The sequence below is a fragment of the Stenotrophomonas sp. STEN063 genome (assembly GCF_056854515.1).
In genome coordinates, this window is sequence record NZ_JBXFWF010000094.1 from 1 (window position 1) to 13,199 (window position 13,199).

General features: G+C 65.3%; 15 protein-coding genes. 8 read left to right on the forward strand and 7 right to left on the reverse strand.

Annotated features, from left to right (window positions below):
- Positions 1-104: 104 nt before the first annotated feature.
- The 5 genes from AC1VWL_RS18110 to msrB form a co-directional block, all read right to left on the reverse strand.
- Positions 105-380, reverse strand: coding sequence for a DUF4031 domain-containing protein (locus AC1VWL_RS18110; RefSeq protein ID WP_282273319.1), 276 nt, complete (start codon positions 378-380; stop codon positions 105-107).
- Between the two features lie 14 nt (positions 381-394).
- Positions 395-865 carry a hypothetical protein gene (locus AC1VWL_RS18115; RefSeq protein WP_482987609.1) on the reverse strand — a complete coding sequence of 157 codons (471 nt, stop codon included), beginning with the start codon at positions 863-865 and terminating at the stop codon, positions 395-397.
- 67 nt (positions 866-932) lie between these two features.
- Positions 933-1,886, reverse strand: coding sequence for a flagellar motor protein MotB (gene motB / locus AC1VWL_RS18120; protein WP_481615773.1), 954 nt, complete (start codon positions 1,884-1,886; stop codon positions 933-935).
- Between the two features lie 10 nt (positions 1,887-1,896).
- Positions 1,897-2,751, reverse strand: coding sequence for a flagellar motor stator protein MotA (gene motA / locus AC1VWL_RS18125; protein ID WP_282273324.1), 855 nt, complete (start codon positions 2,749-2,751; stop codon positions 1,897-1,899).
- A gap of 255 nt (positions 2,752-3,006) precedes the next feature.
- Positions 3,007-3,474, reverse strand: a complete 468-nt coding sequence (gene msrB / locus AC1VWL_RS18130) for a peptide-methionine (R)-S-oxide reductase MsrB (protein WP_296249760.1) — start codon at positions 3,472-3,474, stop codon at positions 3,007-3,009.
- A 123-nt stretch (positions 3,475-3,597) separates the two neighbouring features.
- Between msrB and AC1VWL_RS18135 the strand changes: the two genes are divergently transcribed.
- The gene (locus AC1VWL_RS18135; RefSeq protein ID WP_482987610.1) at positions 3,598-3,999 is read left to right on the forward strand and encodes a classical arabinogalactan protein 4; all 402 of its coding nucleotides are present in this window, start codon (positions 3,598-3,600) and stop codon (positions 3,997-3,999) included.
- Between the two features lie 187 nt (positions 4,000-4,186).
- Here the strand turns inward: AC1VWL_RS18135 and AC1VWL_RS18140 are convergent, their stop codons facing one another.
- The gene (locus AC1VWL_RS18140) at positions 4,187-4,666 is read right to left on the reverse strand and encodes a winged helix-turn-helix transcriptional regulator (protein WP_057626761.1); all 480 of its coding nucleotides are present in this window, start codon (positions 4,664-4,666) and stop codon (positions 4,187-4,189) included.
- A gap of 150 nt (positions 4,667-4,816) precedes the next feature.
- On the opposite strand from AC1VWL_RS18140, the gene AC1VWL_RS18145 reads away from it, so the two are divergent.
- Both AC1VWL_RS18145 and alr read left to right on the forward strand, forming a co-directional pair.
- Positions 4,817-6,082, forward strand: a complete 1,266-nt coding sequence (locus AC1VWL_RS18145; protein WP_282272146.1) for a D-amino acid dehydrogenase — start codon at positions 4,817-4,819, stop codon at positions 6,080-6,082.
- On the forward strand, positions 6,082-7,158 hold the full coding sequence (gene alr, locus AC1VWL_RS18150) for an alanine racemase (protein WP_296249756.1): 1,077 nt from the start codon (positions 6,082-6,084) through the stop codon (positions 7,156-7,158). The genes AC1VWL_RS18145 and alr overlap by 1 nt, the downstream gene beginning before the upstream one ends.
- A gap of 272 nt (positions 7,159-7,430) precedes the next feature.
- Here alr and AC1VWL_RS18155 read toward each other — a convergent pair whose 3' ends face one another.
- Complete coding sequence (locus AC1VWL_RS18155) at positions 7,431-8,000, reverse strand: DUF3016 domain-containing protein (protein WP_482987611.1); 570 nt, start codon at positions 7,998-8,000, stop codon at positions 7,431-7,433.
- A gap of 184 nt (positions 8,001-8,184) precedes the next feature.
- Here AC1VWL_RS18155 and AC1VWL_RS18160 point away from each other — a divergent pair, with 184 nt between their 5' ends.
- The 5 genes from AC1VWL_RS18160 (at position 8,185) to AC1VWL_RS18180 (ending at position 13,095) form a co-directional block, all read left to right on the forward strand.
- Positions 8,185-10,203, forward strand: a complete 2,019-nt coding sequence (locus AC1VWL_RS18160) for an ATP-binding response regulator (RefSeq protein ID WP_481615609.1) — start codon at positions 8,185-8,187, stop codon at positions 10,201-10,203.
- A 52-nt stretch (positions 10,204-10,255) separates the two neighbouring features.
- The gene (locus tag AC1VWL_RS18165) at positions 10,256-10,561 is read left to right on the forward strand and encodes a DUF3247 family protein (protein WP_481615610.1); all 306 of its coding nucleotides are present in this window, start codon (positions 10,256-10,258) and stop codon (positions 10,559-10,561) included.
- 94 nt (positions 10,562-10,655) lie between these two features.
- Positions 10,656-11,714, forward strand: coding sequence for a class I SAM-dependent methyltransferase (locus AC1VWL_RS18170; RefSeq protein ID WP_482987612.1), 1,059 nt, complete (start codon positions 10,656-10,658; stop codon positions 11,712-11,714).
- Positions 11,711-12,418 (forward strand): pseudouridine synthase, encoded by a 708-nt coding sequence (locus AC1VWL_RS18175; RefSeq protein ID WP_296249744.1) that lies wholly within the window; start codon positions 11,711-11,713, stop codon positions 12,416-12,418. Before AC1VWL_RS18170 ends, AC1VWL_RS18175 begins: the two co-directional genes overlap by 4 nt.
- Complete coding sequence (locus AC1VWL_RS18180) at positions 12,418-13,095, forward strand: HAD family hydrolase (RefSeq protein WP_482987613.1); 678 nt, start codon at positions 12,418-12,420, stop codon at positions 13,093-13,095. Before AC1VWL_RS18175 ends, AC1VWL_RS18180 begins: the two co-directional genes overlap by 1 nt.
- Positions 13,096-13,199: the final 104 nt, after the last annotated feature.

Genomic DNA, 13,199 nt, shown 5'->3' on the forward strand with positions numbered 1-13,199 from the left:
GCAGAAGCGTTACCGGTAAACCCCTGCCGGGCATGGCTCGGCACTACAGGTTGGTCTATCGGTACAGCCCCAGCCGAGCATGGCTCGGCACTATGGTGGGTTCATCAGGGCTGGTACAACGCCCGCGCATTGGCAATCACCCTGCGCATCTGCGCGCGGTCGGTATGCCGTGATATCGCCTGCGCGCCGAGCACGATGGCCTGCTCACGCAGCGGTGCCGGCACGTCGTAGTGCACGCCGCTGGGGCGGTTCTGGAAGGCCCTGCGCGGAATCCCGAGCTGCTGCGCCAGCGCATGCAGCTCGGGCAAGGTGTCGGCCATCAGATGCGCCCAGCGCTCACCGCGCCAGGGATGTACTGCATCGTCGATATAGACCGTCACGTTCGGCCCTGGACTCAGGCCTTGGACTTGTCGTCGTCAGCCGGTACTTCTTCGGCGATGGCGATGGCCTCTTCCGCGGCGTCGTCAGCGGCTTCCTCGCCTTCGATGCCTTCGAATTCGGATACCAGGCCGGCCAGGTAGTCGTCGGCGGTCTTGCCTTCGTCGGCAGCCAGGTCGTCGATCATCTGCTGCAGCGCCGCGGAGTACTCCAGGGTGACCTTGCGGCCTTCCTTCTCCTGCACATTGGCCAGGTGCTTGAGCATGGCCAGCATCGGCACCGGGTTGTCGGCATTGCCCATGGTCTGGCCGCCGATGGCCAGCAGCCACTCATTGCCCTGCAGGCCGATGGCGGCCACGACCTGGCCTTCTTCGTTGACCAGCACGGCGTGGTTCTGCACCTGCTGCTGGGCGTTCAGGCGGGCGAACGGGCGGCGCGGGGCCTGCTTCTTGCGCTTGTCGCGCTTGGCTTTGGAGAGCTTGGACATGTTGTTCGGCTAAAAGGAAAACGATGCCCATTGTAGGCGCAGCGGGCCCCTGCTGCCGGAACAGGGCTCAGCCGGGGCCGTCGCTGACGCCATCAGCCGGGGCCGCTGCAGTGGCTGCCGGGACGACGGCGGTCACCGGCACCGGCAGGCTGTCGGCCTGGTTCAGTGCTGCCGCCTCGGCTTCCTGGCTCATCACCACGATGCTGATGCGGCGGTTGATCGGGTTCTGTGGATTGGCCTTGTCGAACAGCACCGAGGACGCCAACCCGACCACCCGCGCCACCTTGGCCGGGTCCATGCCGCCTTCCAGCAGCGCACGCCGTGCGGCATTGGCGCGGTCTGCACTCAGCTCCCAGTTGCCGTAACCCAGCTGGGTGGAATAGGCGGTGGTGTCGGTATGGCCGGTGAGGCTGATGTGGTTGGGCACCTGGTTGATGTAGCGCGACAGCTCCACCAGGATGGTCTGCGTATACGGCATCAGGCGCGCGCTGCCGAGGTCGAACATCGGCCGGTTCTGCTTGTCCACGATCTGGATGCGCAGGCCTTCCGGGGTGATGTCCAGCAGCAGCTGGTCCTTGAACGGCTCCAGCGCCTGGCTCTTGCTGATCGCTTCCTGCAGCTCCTGCTTCAGTGCTTCCAGCCGCTGCTTGTCGCGCTCGCGCTCCTGCACCGGCGTGGGCACCGCTTCCTGCTGGTTCTGGAACGGGTCATTGCTGTTGCCGCGCGAGACATCGGTGGCGCCACCGAGCTTGATCATCGAGGTGCTGGCGCCGCCGGGGCCGGCCATGCCCGGAGCCGGCGTGCTGCTGGTGCCACTCAAGGGGCTGGGGTTGCGGAAGTACTCGGAGATCGCCGCGCGCTCGGGCTTGGTGGTGGCGGCCATCAGCCACAGCACCAGGAAGAAGGCCATCATCGCGGTGACGAAGTCGGCGTAGGCCACCTTCCACGAACCGCCGTGGTGGCCGCCACCCTGGATTTTCTTCACCCGGCGAACGATTACCGTGGGTTTGCTCTCGGTCATGGCGCGCGCCTTACTTGACCGACTTCAGGTGCTGTTCGAACTCGCTGAAACCCGGCCGCAGTGCCGAGGGCACGGTCTTGCGGGCGAACTCCAGCGCGATCTTCGGGTTGTAGCCACGCAGGCAGGCCAGCAGTGCGGTCTTCACCGATTCATAGATGCGGGCGTCCTGTTCGGCGCGTGCCTCCATCGCCGCGGCCAGCGGGCCGACGAAGCCGTAGCCGAGCAGGATGCCGAGGAAGGTACCAACCAGCGCGCCAGCCACGTGCGCGCCCACTTCCTTGATGTCTCCGCCGATCGAGCCCATGGTGATGACGATGCCCAGCACCGCGGCGACGATGCCGAACCCAGGCAGGCCATCGGCGACCTTGTTGAGCACGTGGGCCGGTTCCATCGCCTCGTGGTGGTGCTTTTCCAGCTCCAGCTCCAGCAGCGGTTCCAGCTCATGCGGCTCGATGTTGGAGCCGATCATCAGGCGCAGGCAGTCGGTGATGAAGTCGAGCAGATGGTGGTCGGCCAGCACCTTCGGGTAGTTGGCGAACACCGCGCTGTCCTGCGGATTCTCGACGTGGTCTTCCAGCGCCATGAAGCCTTCACGGCGCGCCTTGTTGAGCAGTTCGTAGAGCAGGCTGAGCACGTCCAGGTAGTCCTGGCGCTTGTACTGCGGGCCTTTGAACACGCTGACGGTTGCCCGCAGGGTCTGCTTGACGGTCTTGAGCGGCGTGGCGATCAGGAAAGCACCGAGGGCGGCACCACCGATGATGACCAGTTCGTAGGGCTGCCACAGCGCGGCCAGGCGCCCGTGCGCACCGACGTAGCCGCCCAGGACAGCGAAAATGACAACGAGCAGGCCGACGATGATAAGCATGGGGGCAGACAAGGGGAGGGGATATCCCGTTGTCGGCCGTCAGCGGAAAATCTGTAGGCTGAGCGCAGCAGCCCCTGTAGAGCCGGGCCATGCTCGGCTGACGCTTTACCGGTAATGCTGCTCTGTAGAGCCGAGCCATGCTCGGCTGAGGCTTTACAGGTAATGCTGTTCTGTAGAGCCGAGCCATGTTCGGCTGAGGCTTTACTAGTAGAGCCCCTGCCGAGCATGGCTCGGCACTACAGGTGACGCGCTTGCTTACGCTGCGGGCTGTGCCTCGGCTCCGCCACGCTGCAGCGGGTCCGGGTACGGCTGGCCGTTCTCGACAAAGCCCAGCGACACTGAGTTCAGGCAATGCCGTTCAAAGGTCGGCGGCGGGCCGTCCGGGAATACATGGCCAAGATGGCTGCCACAGCGTGCGCAGACGATCTCGGTGCGGATCATGCCGTGGCTGATGTCGCGGATCTCGCGCACATGGGCCGGATCGAACGGTGCGAAGAAGCTCGGCCAACCGGTGCCCGAGTCGAACTTGGTGCTGGAACGGAACAGCGGCAGCGCGCACAGGCGGCAGCAGTACACGCCGTCACGCTTGTTATCCAGGAACACGCCGCAGAACGGTGCCTCGGTGCCGTGATGCAGCAGCACGCGCTGTTCTTCGCTGCTGAGCCCGGCGATCAGGGCATCACGTTGGGTGGTGCTGGGAGGGGTCAGGTCGAAGGCGGTCATGGCGCGGCATCCGTGGGGCAGGTATCAATGGTAGGGGCGGGCAGTGGCCAGTCCAAGGGCGCATTCATGGTGGCGCCAGCCGTGTCGGCGCATGCTCGGCTGGTCGAGCAACGGGAGATGTCGATGAAACGGATGACATATCTGGCGCTGGCAGTGCTGGCGATCGCACCGCTCTCGGCGCAGGCGCAGCTACAGCAGCCACCGTCGCCGACTGCAACCCGGCCGGTGACGCTGCCGCCGCCGTCGCGGCCGTCGACAACGGTGCCATCCGACCAGCGCCAGGAGGATGCGCGGCCATTGCCGCCACAGCCGGTCACCAAGCCCAAACCGACGCCGAAGGCAAAGCCGATCAGCCAGCCAGCGCAGACCGCGCGTCCGATCTACGACAGCAAGGGACAGCCAGCGCCGCATATGCGGCAGACCAGCCCCGGCCGGGTATTGGATACCCGCACCAATCGCTATTACGACACCGTGCCCAGCGGTGTGGGGCAACAGGTAGTGCCGCCGCCGGCCGGTGCGCGCTGACCCTGTAGTGCCGAGCCATGCTCGGCAGGAGGCATTCCAAGCCAAAGCCAAAAGCTATCCCTCCCCAACCCGCCCGGCCCGAAGGCATGGCCTTCGGTCGTTCATCAGGCCGCACGCCGGTGGCGTGCAAGCAGGCCCTCTTCACCCCCTTGGCCTGCGGCCAAAGGGAGGGGCGTACGGCTCGGCACTACTCTGCTATTGGCAGGCAGAGGGTTTCTTTTACTTCCTCCATCACGATGTAGCTTTTGGATTCGCGTACGTGCGGCAAGGTCAGCAGGGTGCTGCCGAGCAACTTGCGGTAGGAGGCCATTTCGTTGATGCGTGCCTTGAGCAGGTAATCGAAATCGCCGGACATCAAATGGCATTCCAGTACGTTGGGCAGCTTCAGCGCCGCACGCCGGAATTCCTCGAAGATGTCGCCGGATTTGTAGGCCAGGCTGATCTCCACGAACACCAGCAGGCTGGCCTTGACCGAGGAAGGGTCCAGTCGTGCGTAGTAGCCGGTGATCACGCCTTCGCGCTCCAGCCGGCGCACGCGCTCGGTGCAGGGCGTGGTCGACAGGCCGACGCGTTCGCCCAGCTCGGTGAAGGAGATACGCCCCTCCTGCTGCAGGATGCGCAGGATCTTGCGGTCGATCTTGTCCAGTTCGCGGCTGCGGGTGGCCATGGCGGCTCTGTTTTTGATGAACGAAGCGGGAAATTAACCTGATTCGGCAAGCTAATACAGGGAAAACAACTGGCTGACCCTGAATATACTGCGCCGTTCCTAGCCCCTGCCGTCCCGTGCGCAGGGAATGATGTGGTCCGGAGAATGAAAATGCGCGTTCTGGTGCTTGGCAGCGGTGTGATCGGCACGACCAGTGCCTGGTATCTACGGCAGGCCGGCTTTGAGGTCACCGTGGTGGACCGGCAGCCGGCCCCGGCGCTGGAAACCAGCTTTGCCAATGCCGGCCAGCTGTCGTTCGGCTACACCTCGCCGTGGGCCGCCCCGGGCGTGCCGTTCAAGGCGATCAAGTGGTTGTTCGAGGAGCATGCGCCGCTGGCCATCCGCCCCACCGCCGACATCGCCCAGTACCGTTGGCTGTGGCAGATGCTGCGCAACTGCACCTCGGCCCGTTACGCGGTCAACAAGGCGCGCATGGTGCGGGTGTCCGACTACAGCCGCGATTGCATCAACGAGCTGCGCGCCGCCACCGGCATCGACTACGAAGGTCGCCAGCTGGGCACCACCCAGTTGTTCCGCACCCAGCAGCAGCTGGATGCCGCCGCGCAGGACATCGAGGTGCTGCGCGAATACGGCGTGCCCTACGAAGTGCTGGACCGCCAGGGCATTGCCCGGGTTGAGCCGGCGCTGGCCGGCAAGACAGAGATGCTGGTCGGCGCGTTGCGCCTGCCCGAAGACCAGACCGGCGACTGCCAGCTGTTCACCACCAAGCTGGCGGCGTTGGCCGAAGCGGCCGGTGTCGAGTTCCGCTTCGACCAGGACATCGCTTCGATCCAGACCGATGGCGACCGCATCACCGGCGTACGCATCAACGGCAAGCTGGAGACCGCCGACCACTACGTGCTGGCGTTGGGCAGCTATTCGCCGCAGCTGCTGGCACCGTTGGGCATGCAGCTGCCGGTGTACCCGCTGAAGGGTTACTCGCTGACCCTGCCGATCACCAACGCAGCGATGGCACCGAATTCGACCATCCTCGACGAAAGTTACAAGATCGCCATCACCCGCTTCGAAGACCGCATCCGCGTCGGTGGCATGGCCGAAGTGGCCGGTTTCGACCTGTCGTTGGAGCCGCGCCGTCGCGCCACGCTGGAGAAAGTGGTCAAGGACCTGTACCCGGACGGCGGCGACCTGTCGCAGGCCAGCTTCTGGACCGGCCTGCGCCCGGCCACGCCGGACGGCACGCCAGTGATCGGCGCAACGCCGTACCGCAACCTGTTCCTCAATACCGGCCACGGCACACTCGGCTGGACCATGGCAGCCGGCTCCGGCCGTTACCTGGCCGACCTGATGAGCGGCAAGCAGCCGCAGATCAGTACCGAAGGCCTGGATATCTTCCGCTACGGCAAGGGCCAGCACTGATGCGCCCGGCACAGGCACTGATCGACCTGGACGCACTGCGCCACAACTACCGGCTGGCCCGCCAGCTCGGCGGTGGCAAGGCCTTGGCGATCATCAAGGCGGATGCTTACGGGCACGGCGCGGTGAACTGCGCCCGCGCGCTGCAGGACGAGGCCGATGGTTTTGGCGTGGCCTGCATCGAAGAAGCGCTGGAGCTGCGTCAGGCCGGCATCCGTGGCCCGATCCTGCTGATGGAAGGCTTCTTCGACGCGGCCGAACTGCCGTTGATCGTCGAACATGATTTCTGGGTGGTCGTGGCCACGTCGTGGCAGCTGGAGGCGGTGGAGGCATTCAAGACCGACGCCACGCTGCGTATCTGGCTCAAGCTGGACAGCGGCATGCACCGGCTGGGTCTGTCGCCGGAAGAGTTCCGCGACGCGCATGCACGCCTGAGCGCACTGCCGCAGGTCGGCCCGCTGGTGTTGATGACCCACCTGGCGCGTGCCGATGAACTGGACAGCAACCGCACCCGCGAGCAGCTCGATGTCTTCGTTCGTGCGACAGAAGGTTTGGCGGGTGAAACCAGCCTGTGCAATTCGCCGGCCTTGTTGGGCTGGCCGGATGTGCGCAGCGATTGGGTACGCCCGGGGCTGATGCTGTACGGCGCCGATCCCTTGTATCCGCAGCCCAGCCCGCATGCCGCGCAGCTGCGCCCGGTGATGACCCTGCAGTCGCGGGTGATCGCGGTGCGCGAACTCGCTGTCGGCGAACCGCTGGGGTATGGCGCGCGTTTTGTCGCTGAAAAGCCAACGCGCGTAGGCGTGGTTGCGATGGGCTACGCCGATGGCTATCCGCAGTTCGCGCCGAATGGCACGCCGGTGTTGATCGATGGCGTGCCGGGGCGGTTGATTGGTCGTGTATCGATGGACATGTTGACCGTAGACCTGAGCGATCACCCGCAGGCAGCACGTGGCAGCATCGTGCAGTTGTGGGGCAATGCGCCGACCATTTCCGAGTTGGCGCCGCGCTGCAATACCAGCGCCTATCGTTTGCCGTGCAGCCTCAAGCGCACGCCGCGCGTGTATTTGTCGGCGTGAGGCTGCCGGGTGCAATGAATGAAACGGGCCGCGTCGCGGCCCGTTTCATTTTGCATTTTGCATTTGTGGGAGCGGCGTCAGCCGCGAAGCTTGGCAACCCAAGCGATCGCAGAGTTGCATGCAGCTTCATTGCTGCCAGCTTCGCGGCTGACGCCGCTCCCACGGGTTTCAGCGAGCCGGTAGAGCGTCTGCCGAGCATGGCTCGGCACTACAGGTGAAACAGAAAGGGCCGCATTGCGGCCCTTTCTGATTCCTATCTACGCGATTGCGAATTACAAACCGGCAGTGCTGCGATCGCTCTGCAGTTCGCGGCGTACCCAGTCATTGAGCAGGCGCTTTTCGTAGCGCAGCGGGTCGGTGTTGTTGGGCAGGCTGCTGTTGAGCAGATAACCGGTGTCGGAGAGCTTGCGCTCGCCCTGGTCGATGATCTGGCCATTGGCATCGGTCAAGGTGAACTGCAGGGTGATGCGCGGCGGGTAGATGTCGCGCATCACGCGGATGTCATCCAGGCGCGGGCCATGCCACGGCTCGTAGTCGCCAGCACGCTTGATGTCGGTGATGGTCACGTCCAGCTTCTGCCCTTCCGGCAGCTGCTTGCTGGCCTGCTTGCGCAGGTGTTCGGCCAGATCCTCCACCCAGTTGCCCCGCTGCGCGTCCCAGCGGTTGCGGCTGTAGCGCAGCTCGGTGAACTGTGTCGGATCGGTCCATTGCACCTGTACTGGACCTTCGACGCTCAGGGCATGCGGCGCTTCGGGATCGGATACGGTGCGCGGCTTGGCATCGGCACCGCCGGCAGCCAGCAGGCAGGCCAGGACAAGTCCGGTAACGGTCAGTGTTTTCATGACATGCTCCTGGTGGACTTTGATGATGGAAGTGTGAGGCCCACACCCCCACGCTGCAATGAACACGGTGCCAGTTCGCAGCAGCGGATTGCGCGATGGTTCATCATCACAGGCTGTGGATGGTTTGTCGCCCAGACTGAGCGGCACGTATCCCTCTTCGCCGCGCCATTTCTCCTCTCCGACAATGCCTGCCCCCAGCCCGGACTCACACCTGTCATTGCTGTCTCTGGACGAAGAGGATCTGGAAAGCTCCAGCCTCTATCGGGAGGTATTCAATGCGGTGGCCAGCGGCTTCTGCGTGATCGAGCTGGTGTTTGAACAGGGCACCGCGGTGGATTTCATCTACCGCAAGGTCAATGCCGGTTTCCAGAAGGTCACCGGCCTGAGCAATGTCACCGGTCGGCGCGCCAGCGAGGTGGTGCCGGCGATGGAGGCGGATTGGTTCCAGGCCTTTGGGCGGGTGGTCAGCGAAGGCGGGATCAGCCAGTTCGAGCGCCAGGTGTCGGAGCCGTCGCGCTGGTATTCGGTGGAGGCGGTACGCATCGGCAAGCCCGACAAGCACCAGGTCGCGGTGTTTCTGTTCGATATCTCGGCACGCAAGCGGATTGAAACCGAGCTGGCCGAAAGCGAGGCGCGTTTCAGTGCCTTGGCCGACGGCCTGCCGATGCCGGTCTGGGTGGTGGATGACCGCGGCCAGCTGCGCTTCGTCAATACCGCGTTCTTCACTTTCTTCGGTTTGCCGGCTGATCAGGACCTGGGGCCGGACCCCTGGCAGCGCCTTCTGCATCCGGACGAACGTGCCTCGTTCGAGTACGAATTGCAGGCTGCATTGAACGGCCGCACCGAGCTGCACGCCAATACCCGCGTGCGCCGCCACGATGGACAATGGCGTTGGTTGGAAATGAACGCGGTACCGCGTTTTTCGGCCGATGGCCGCTTCATCGGCCTGGCGGGCAACAGCCCGGATATCACCGAGCGCCGTGAAATCGAAATGGCACGCGAAGACCTGCTCACCGCCGAGCGTGTGGCGCGCAACGCCGCCGAAGGCATGGCGCGGATGAAGGATGAATTCCTCGCTACCCTGTCGCATGAGCTGCGCACGCCACTGACCACGGTGCTGGGCTGGAGCGAGCTGCTGCTGCAACGCATGGAGGCCGATCACCCGATGCGCCGTGGCATGGAAGTGATCGCCAGCAGCGCGATGACGCAGAAGAACCTGATGTCGGACATGCTCGACCTGAGCAGCATGTTGCTGGGCAAGGTGCAGCTGGAAGTGGAAGTGCTGGACCTGTCCGAGCAGCTGCGTGAAGCGGTGCGTGCGCAGGAGCTGGTGGCCGAAGGCAAGGCGCAGACGGTGGTGCTGGAGCTGCCGGAGCTGCCGCAGCCGGTGCTTGGCGATGCCACCCGTCTGCAGCAGATACTCGGCAATCTCTTGTCCAACGCGATCAAGTTCACCCCGGTTGAAGGGCGGATCGAGATCAGCCTGCAGCACGAAGCCGGCCATCTGGTGGTGCAGATCAAGGACGACGGTGACGGCATCGCGCCGGAGTTCCTGGAACACCTGTTCAGCCGCTTCAGTCAGGCCGACAGCACCACTACCCGTCGCCACGGTGGCCTCGGGCTGGGCCTGGCCATCGTCCAGCAGCTGACCGAGCTGCATGGCGGTACAGTTTCGGCGGCCAGCGAAGGGCCAGGGCGTGGCGCCACCTTCCATCTGCGCCTGCCGGAGTTTCAAGCGCAGAAGGCGGCGAACCATCCGCGCCGGCGCGTGCAGCGCGGCCGCATCGGTGAGCAGGTACTGGTGCCCAATGCCCTGCAGGGCCTGCGCGTGCTGGCGGTGGAAGACCAGGTCGACATGCTGGGCTATATCCGCCGCCTGCTGGAAGAGCAGGGCGCGTCGGTGGTTACAGCCAGCACCGCTGCCGAAGCCTTGGAGCTGCTGGACCTGCGCGGACATACCGCATTCGACGTGCTGATCAGCGACATTGGCATGCCGGGCATGGATGGCTACGGCCTGATCCACACCCTGCGCGAGACCTTGGGCGTCGGCGGCGATGAGCTGCCAGCGGTGGCGGTGACCGCGCTGGCCCGTGCCGATGACCGGCGGCGTGCGTTTTCCTCTGGGTTCCAGGGGCATCTGGCCAAGCCGTACAGCGTGGCGCAGCTGATTTCGGCTATCCGCGACGCGCGCCTGCCACGCTGAAATTTTTGCACGGATTTCACGCGGAAAAACGCTACTGTGACGGCGTTCACCCATGGACGCTGTCATGCCCCTGTATGCGCCGCATGTTTATTCCGACCCGATGCTGATCGCATCGCTGGAGGCCTTGCTCGGCCAGTTGCCGGAGCAGGCCCGGGTCATGCTGGTCCTCAAGGATGGCAGTCGCGTGGCTGGCACCGTTACCGAGCAGCCGACGTTGCAGCATTTTGCCGACCACAACGAGCAGCCCGGGGTGAACGCGACGGTGCGGCTGGAAGACCTGTTGCGGGCCTGCCAGCAGCACGTGGTGTGGCTGGACAGCGTGCTCCAGGTGCAGCATCTGCCGGCCGCCGAACCCTGATCCAGCGCGGGCGTGAGGCCTCATTCAGCTGGCTGCGGCCGGTGACCGGGGCCGGCCCGGTAGAATGGCCGGCCCTGCTAGACGAATTACCGGCATGCCTGCTCCGCACGACGCACCGTTGGAAACCCTGTTCCTCCCGTTCTCCAAGGCTGGCCTGCGTTGGCCGCAGGGGCCGGTCCTGTTCCTGCGCGCGCGTGACGGCTGGCCGCTGCGCGAGCATGCCGACGGCACCCAACTGGTTTGCTCGCAGAGCTTCCGCCCGTTTGCCGAGGCGCTGCAGCGCAGTGGCTGGGAAGTGCGCGATGAGCAGGCGCTGGAGCAGTCCGACGAGCGTTATGCGCTGGTGCTGGTGTTGCCGCCGCGGCAGCGCGACGAAGCCCGCGCGCTGTTTGTGCAGGCGCTGGGCAAGCTGGCTCCGGGCGGCATCATCCTCGCCTGCCAGTCCAACAACGAGGGCGCCCGCTCCGGCGAAAGCGACCTGCAGCAGCTGGCCGGGCTGGGCGGCACGCTGACCAAGAACCACTGCCGGGCCTATTGGTCGCTGCCGGCCGAAGGCCAGCACGACGCGGCGCTGCACAAGCGCTGGTCCGCATTGGATGCACCGCGCAAGATCGTTGATGGCCGCTTCCTGAGCCGCCCCGGCGTGTTTGCCTGGGACCGCATCGATCCGGCCTCGGCCCTGCTGGTGGAGCAGCTGCCGGCGGATCTGGCCGGTCGCGGCGCCGACCTGGGCGCGGGCTGGGGCTATCTGTCGTCCGAAGTGCTGGCACGCTGCCCCAAGGTCACCGCGCTGGATCTGTACGAAGCCGAGGCGCGTGCGTTGGCTCTGGCCCGCCACAACCTGGCCGAGGCCGGTGCGCAGGTGAAGCTGGATTTCCGCTGGCAGGATGTCACCGCCGGCATCGATGGTCGCTACGACTTCATCGTCTCCAACCCTCCGTTCCACACCCCGGCGCGCGAAGACCGGCCTGACATCGGCCGCCGCTTCATCGCCGTGGCTGCGCAGTCGCTGCGTCCGGGCGGGCAGTTGTTCATGGTCGCCAACCGCCATCTGCCCTACGAGCAGATCCTCACCGAGAGCTTCGGTGAAGTGCGGGTGGCCGCCGAGCGCGATGGTTTCAAGGTCATCGTCGGTACGCGGGGCCGCGCATGAAGCTGGTCAAGCACATCGCCAACCTCGGGTACGGCAGCCGCAAGCAGGTGCAGCAGATGTTCCGCGAAGGCCGCATTACCGATGCGCAAGGTGAAGTGCTGTATGCCGACGACAAGGTCGAGCACGACAACATCCGCATCGATGACGAGCTGCTCGACCCGCCGCCGGGCCTGATCCTGATGCTGCACAAGCCGGCCGGCTATACCTGTTCGACCAAAGACCATGGCCGCTTGATCTATGAGCTGCTGCCCGAGCGTTTCCGCGACCGCGACCCGGTGCTGTCCAGCGTTGGTCGCCTCGATCGCGACACCTCGGGCATGTTGCTGATGACCGATGACGGCCAGCTGCTGCACCGCATCGTGTCGCCGAAGTCGAAGCTGGACAAGGTCTACGAAGCGCAGCTGGCGGAAGACCTGAGCGGCAGCGAGACCGCCCGGTTCGCCAGCGGCACGCTGCTGCTGGAGTCGGACGACAAGCCCTTGCTGCCCGCCGAACTTGAGGTGCTGGGCGCACGCGCCGCGCGACTAACCCTGCACGAAGGCCGCTACCACCAGGTGCGGCGCATGTTCGCCGCGGTGGGCAACCACGTGCAGGCGCTGCACCGTTCGCGCATTGGCGGCCTGGGCCTGGGTGATCTGCCTGAAGGCCAATGGCGTCAGCTCGATGCCGCCGATCTGGCGGTGCTGTTTGGAGAGCAGGCCTGATGGAATTGCTGGCCCGCCCGCAGGCGCTGGTGTTCGACATGGATGGGCTGATGCTGGACAGCGAGCGTGCGCTGATGGGCTGTCTGGAGCAGACCGCGCAAGAGCATGGCTATGGCTTGCCGCGTCCGCTGCTGCTGTCCCTGATCGGCTCATCCGATGCCACCACCCGGCAGAAACTGGCCGACGTGCTGGGCATGGAACGTACCGACGCGCTGCTGGCAGATGCCTATGCGCGCTATGCCGGCATCGTTGATGCCGGTGTGCCGTTGCGGCCGGGCATCATCGAGTTGCTGGAGTTGCTGCGCGAGCATGACATCCCGCGCGCGGTGGCCACCGCCACCCGCTCACCGCTGGCCCAGCGCAAGCTGGAGGCGGCCGGGCTGTTGCAGTATTTCCAGTTCGTTGCCACCAGCAGCGATGTTGCCCATTCCAAGCCGGCCCCGGATATCTACCTGCACGCCGCGCACGGTTTGGGCATCGCCCCCGTACATTGCCTGGCGCTGGAAGATTCACCAACCGGCGTGCGCGCGGCCTTGGCCGCAGGCATGACCACCATCCAGATTCCGGACCTGCTGGAGCCGGACGAAGAAGTGCGCGGCTACGGTCACCACATCACCGCCTCGCTGCATGACGTACGCGAGCTGCTGCAGCAATGGCTGCCGGTAAGCGCGGCCTAGGCCTCACTGTAGTGGGGGGGCCGGGGGGGGGGTGGAGATGTCCGGAAAGCCAACAGGGGCACGCAACTGAAGGCCACTGGCGGAGCAATATACCAACATCAGGA

What these genes read in the sequence shown, in the direction of transcription:
- AC1VWL_RS18180 (WP_482987613.1), top strand. Translation starts at nt 12,418, where the DNA reads ATGGAATTGCTGGCCCGCCCGCAGGCGCTGGTGTTCGACATGGATGGG.
- AC1VWL_RS18170 (WP_482987612.1), top strand. Translation starts at nt 10,656, where the DNA reads ATGCCTGCTCCGCACGACGCACCGTTGGAAACCCTGTTCCTCCCGTTC.
- AC1VWL_RS18165 (WP_481615610.1), top strand. Translation starts at nt 10,256, where the DNA reads ATGGACGCTGTCATGCCCCTGTATGCGCCGCATGTTTATTCCGACCCG.
- motA (WP_282273324.1), bottom strand. Translation starts at nt 2,751, where the DNA reads ATGCTTATCATCGTCGGCCTGCTCGTTGTCATTTTCGCTGTCCTGGGC.
- AC1VWL_RS18140 (WP_057626761.1), bottom strand. Translation starts at nt 4,666, where the DNA reads ATGGCCACCCGCAGCCGCGAACTGGACAAGATCGACCGCAAGATCCTG.
- msrB (WP_296249760.1), bottom strand. Translation starts at nt 3,474, where the DNA reads ATGACCGCCTTCGACCTGACCCCTCCCAGCACCACCCAACGTGATGCC.
- motB (WP_481615773.1), bottom strand. Translation starts at nt 1,886, where the DNA reads ATGACCGAGAGCAAACCCACGGTAATCGTTCGCCGGGTGAAGAAAATC.
- AC1VWL_RS18115 (WP_482987609.1), bottom strand. Translation starts at nt 865, where the DNA reads ATGTCCAAGCTCTCCAAAGCCAAGCGCGACAAGCGCAAGAAGCAGGCC.
- alr (WP_296249756.1), top strand. Translation starts at nt 6,082, where the DNA reads ATGCGCCCGGCACAGGCACTGATCGACCTGGACGCACTGCGCCACAAC.
- AC1VWL_RS18160 (WP_481615609.1), top strand. Translation starts at nt 8,185, where the DNA reads ATGCCTGCCCCCAGCCCGGACTCACACCTGTCATTGCTGTCTCTGGAC.
- AC1VWL_RS18155 (WP_482987611.1), bottom strand. Translation starts at nt 8,000, where the DNA reads ATGAAAACACTGACCGTTACCGGACTTGTCCTGGCCTGCCTGCTGGCT.
- AC1VWL_RS18175 (WP_296249744.1), top strand. Translation starts at nt 11,711, where the DNA reads ATGAAGCTGGTCAAGCACATCGCCAACCTCGGGTACGGCAGCCGCAAG.
- AC1VWL_RS18135 (WP_482987610.1), top strand. Translation starts at nt 3,598, where the DNA reads ATGAAACGGATGACATATCTGGCGCTGGCAGTGCTGGCGATCGCACCG.
- AC1VWL_RS18145 (WP_282272146.1), top strand. Translation starts at nt 4,817, where the DNA reads ATGCGCGTTCTGGTGCTTGGCAGCGGTGTGATCGGCACGACCAGTGCC.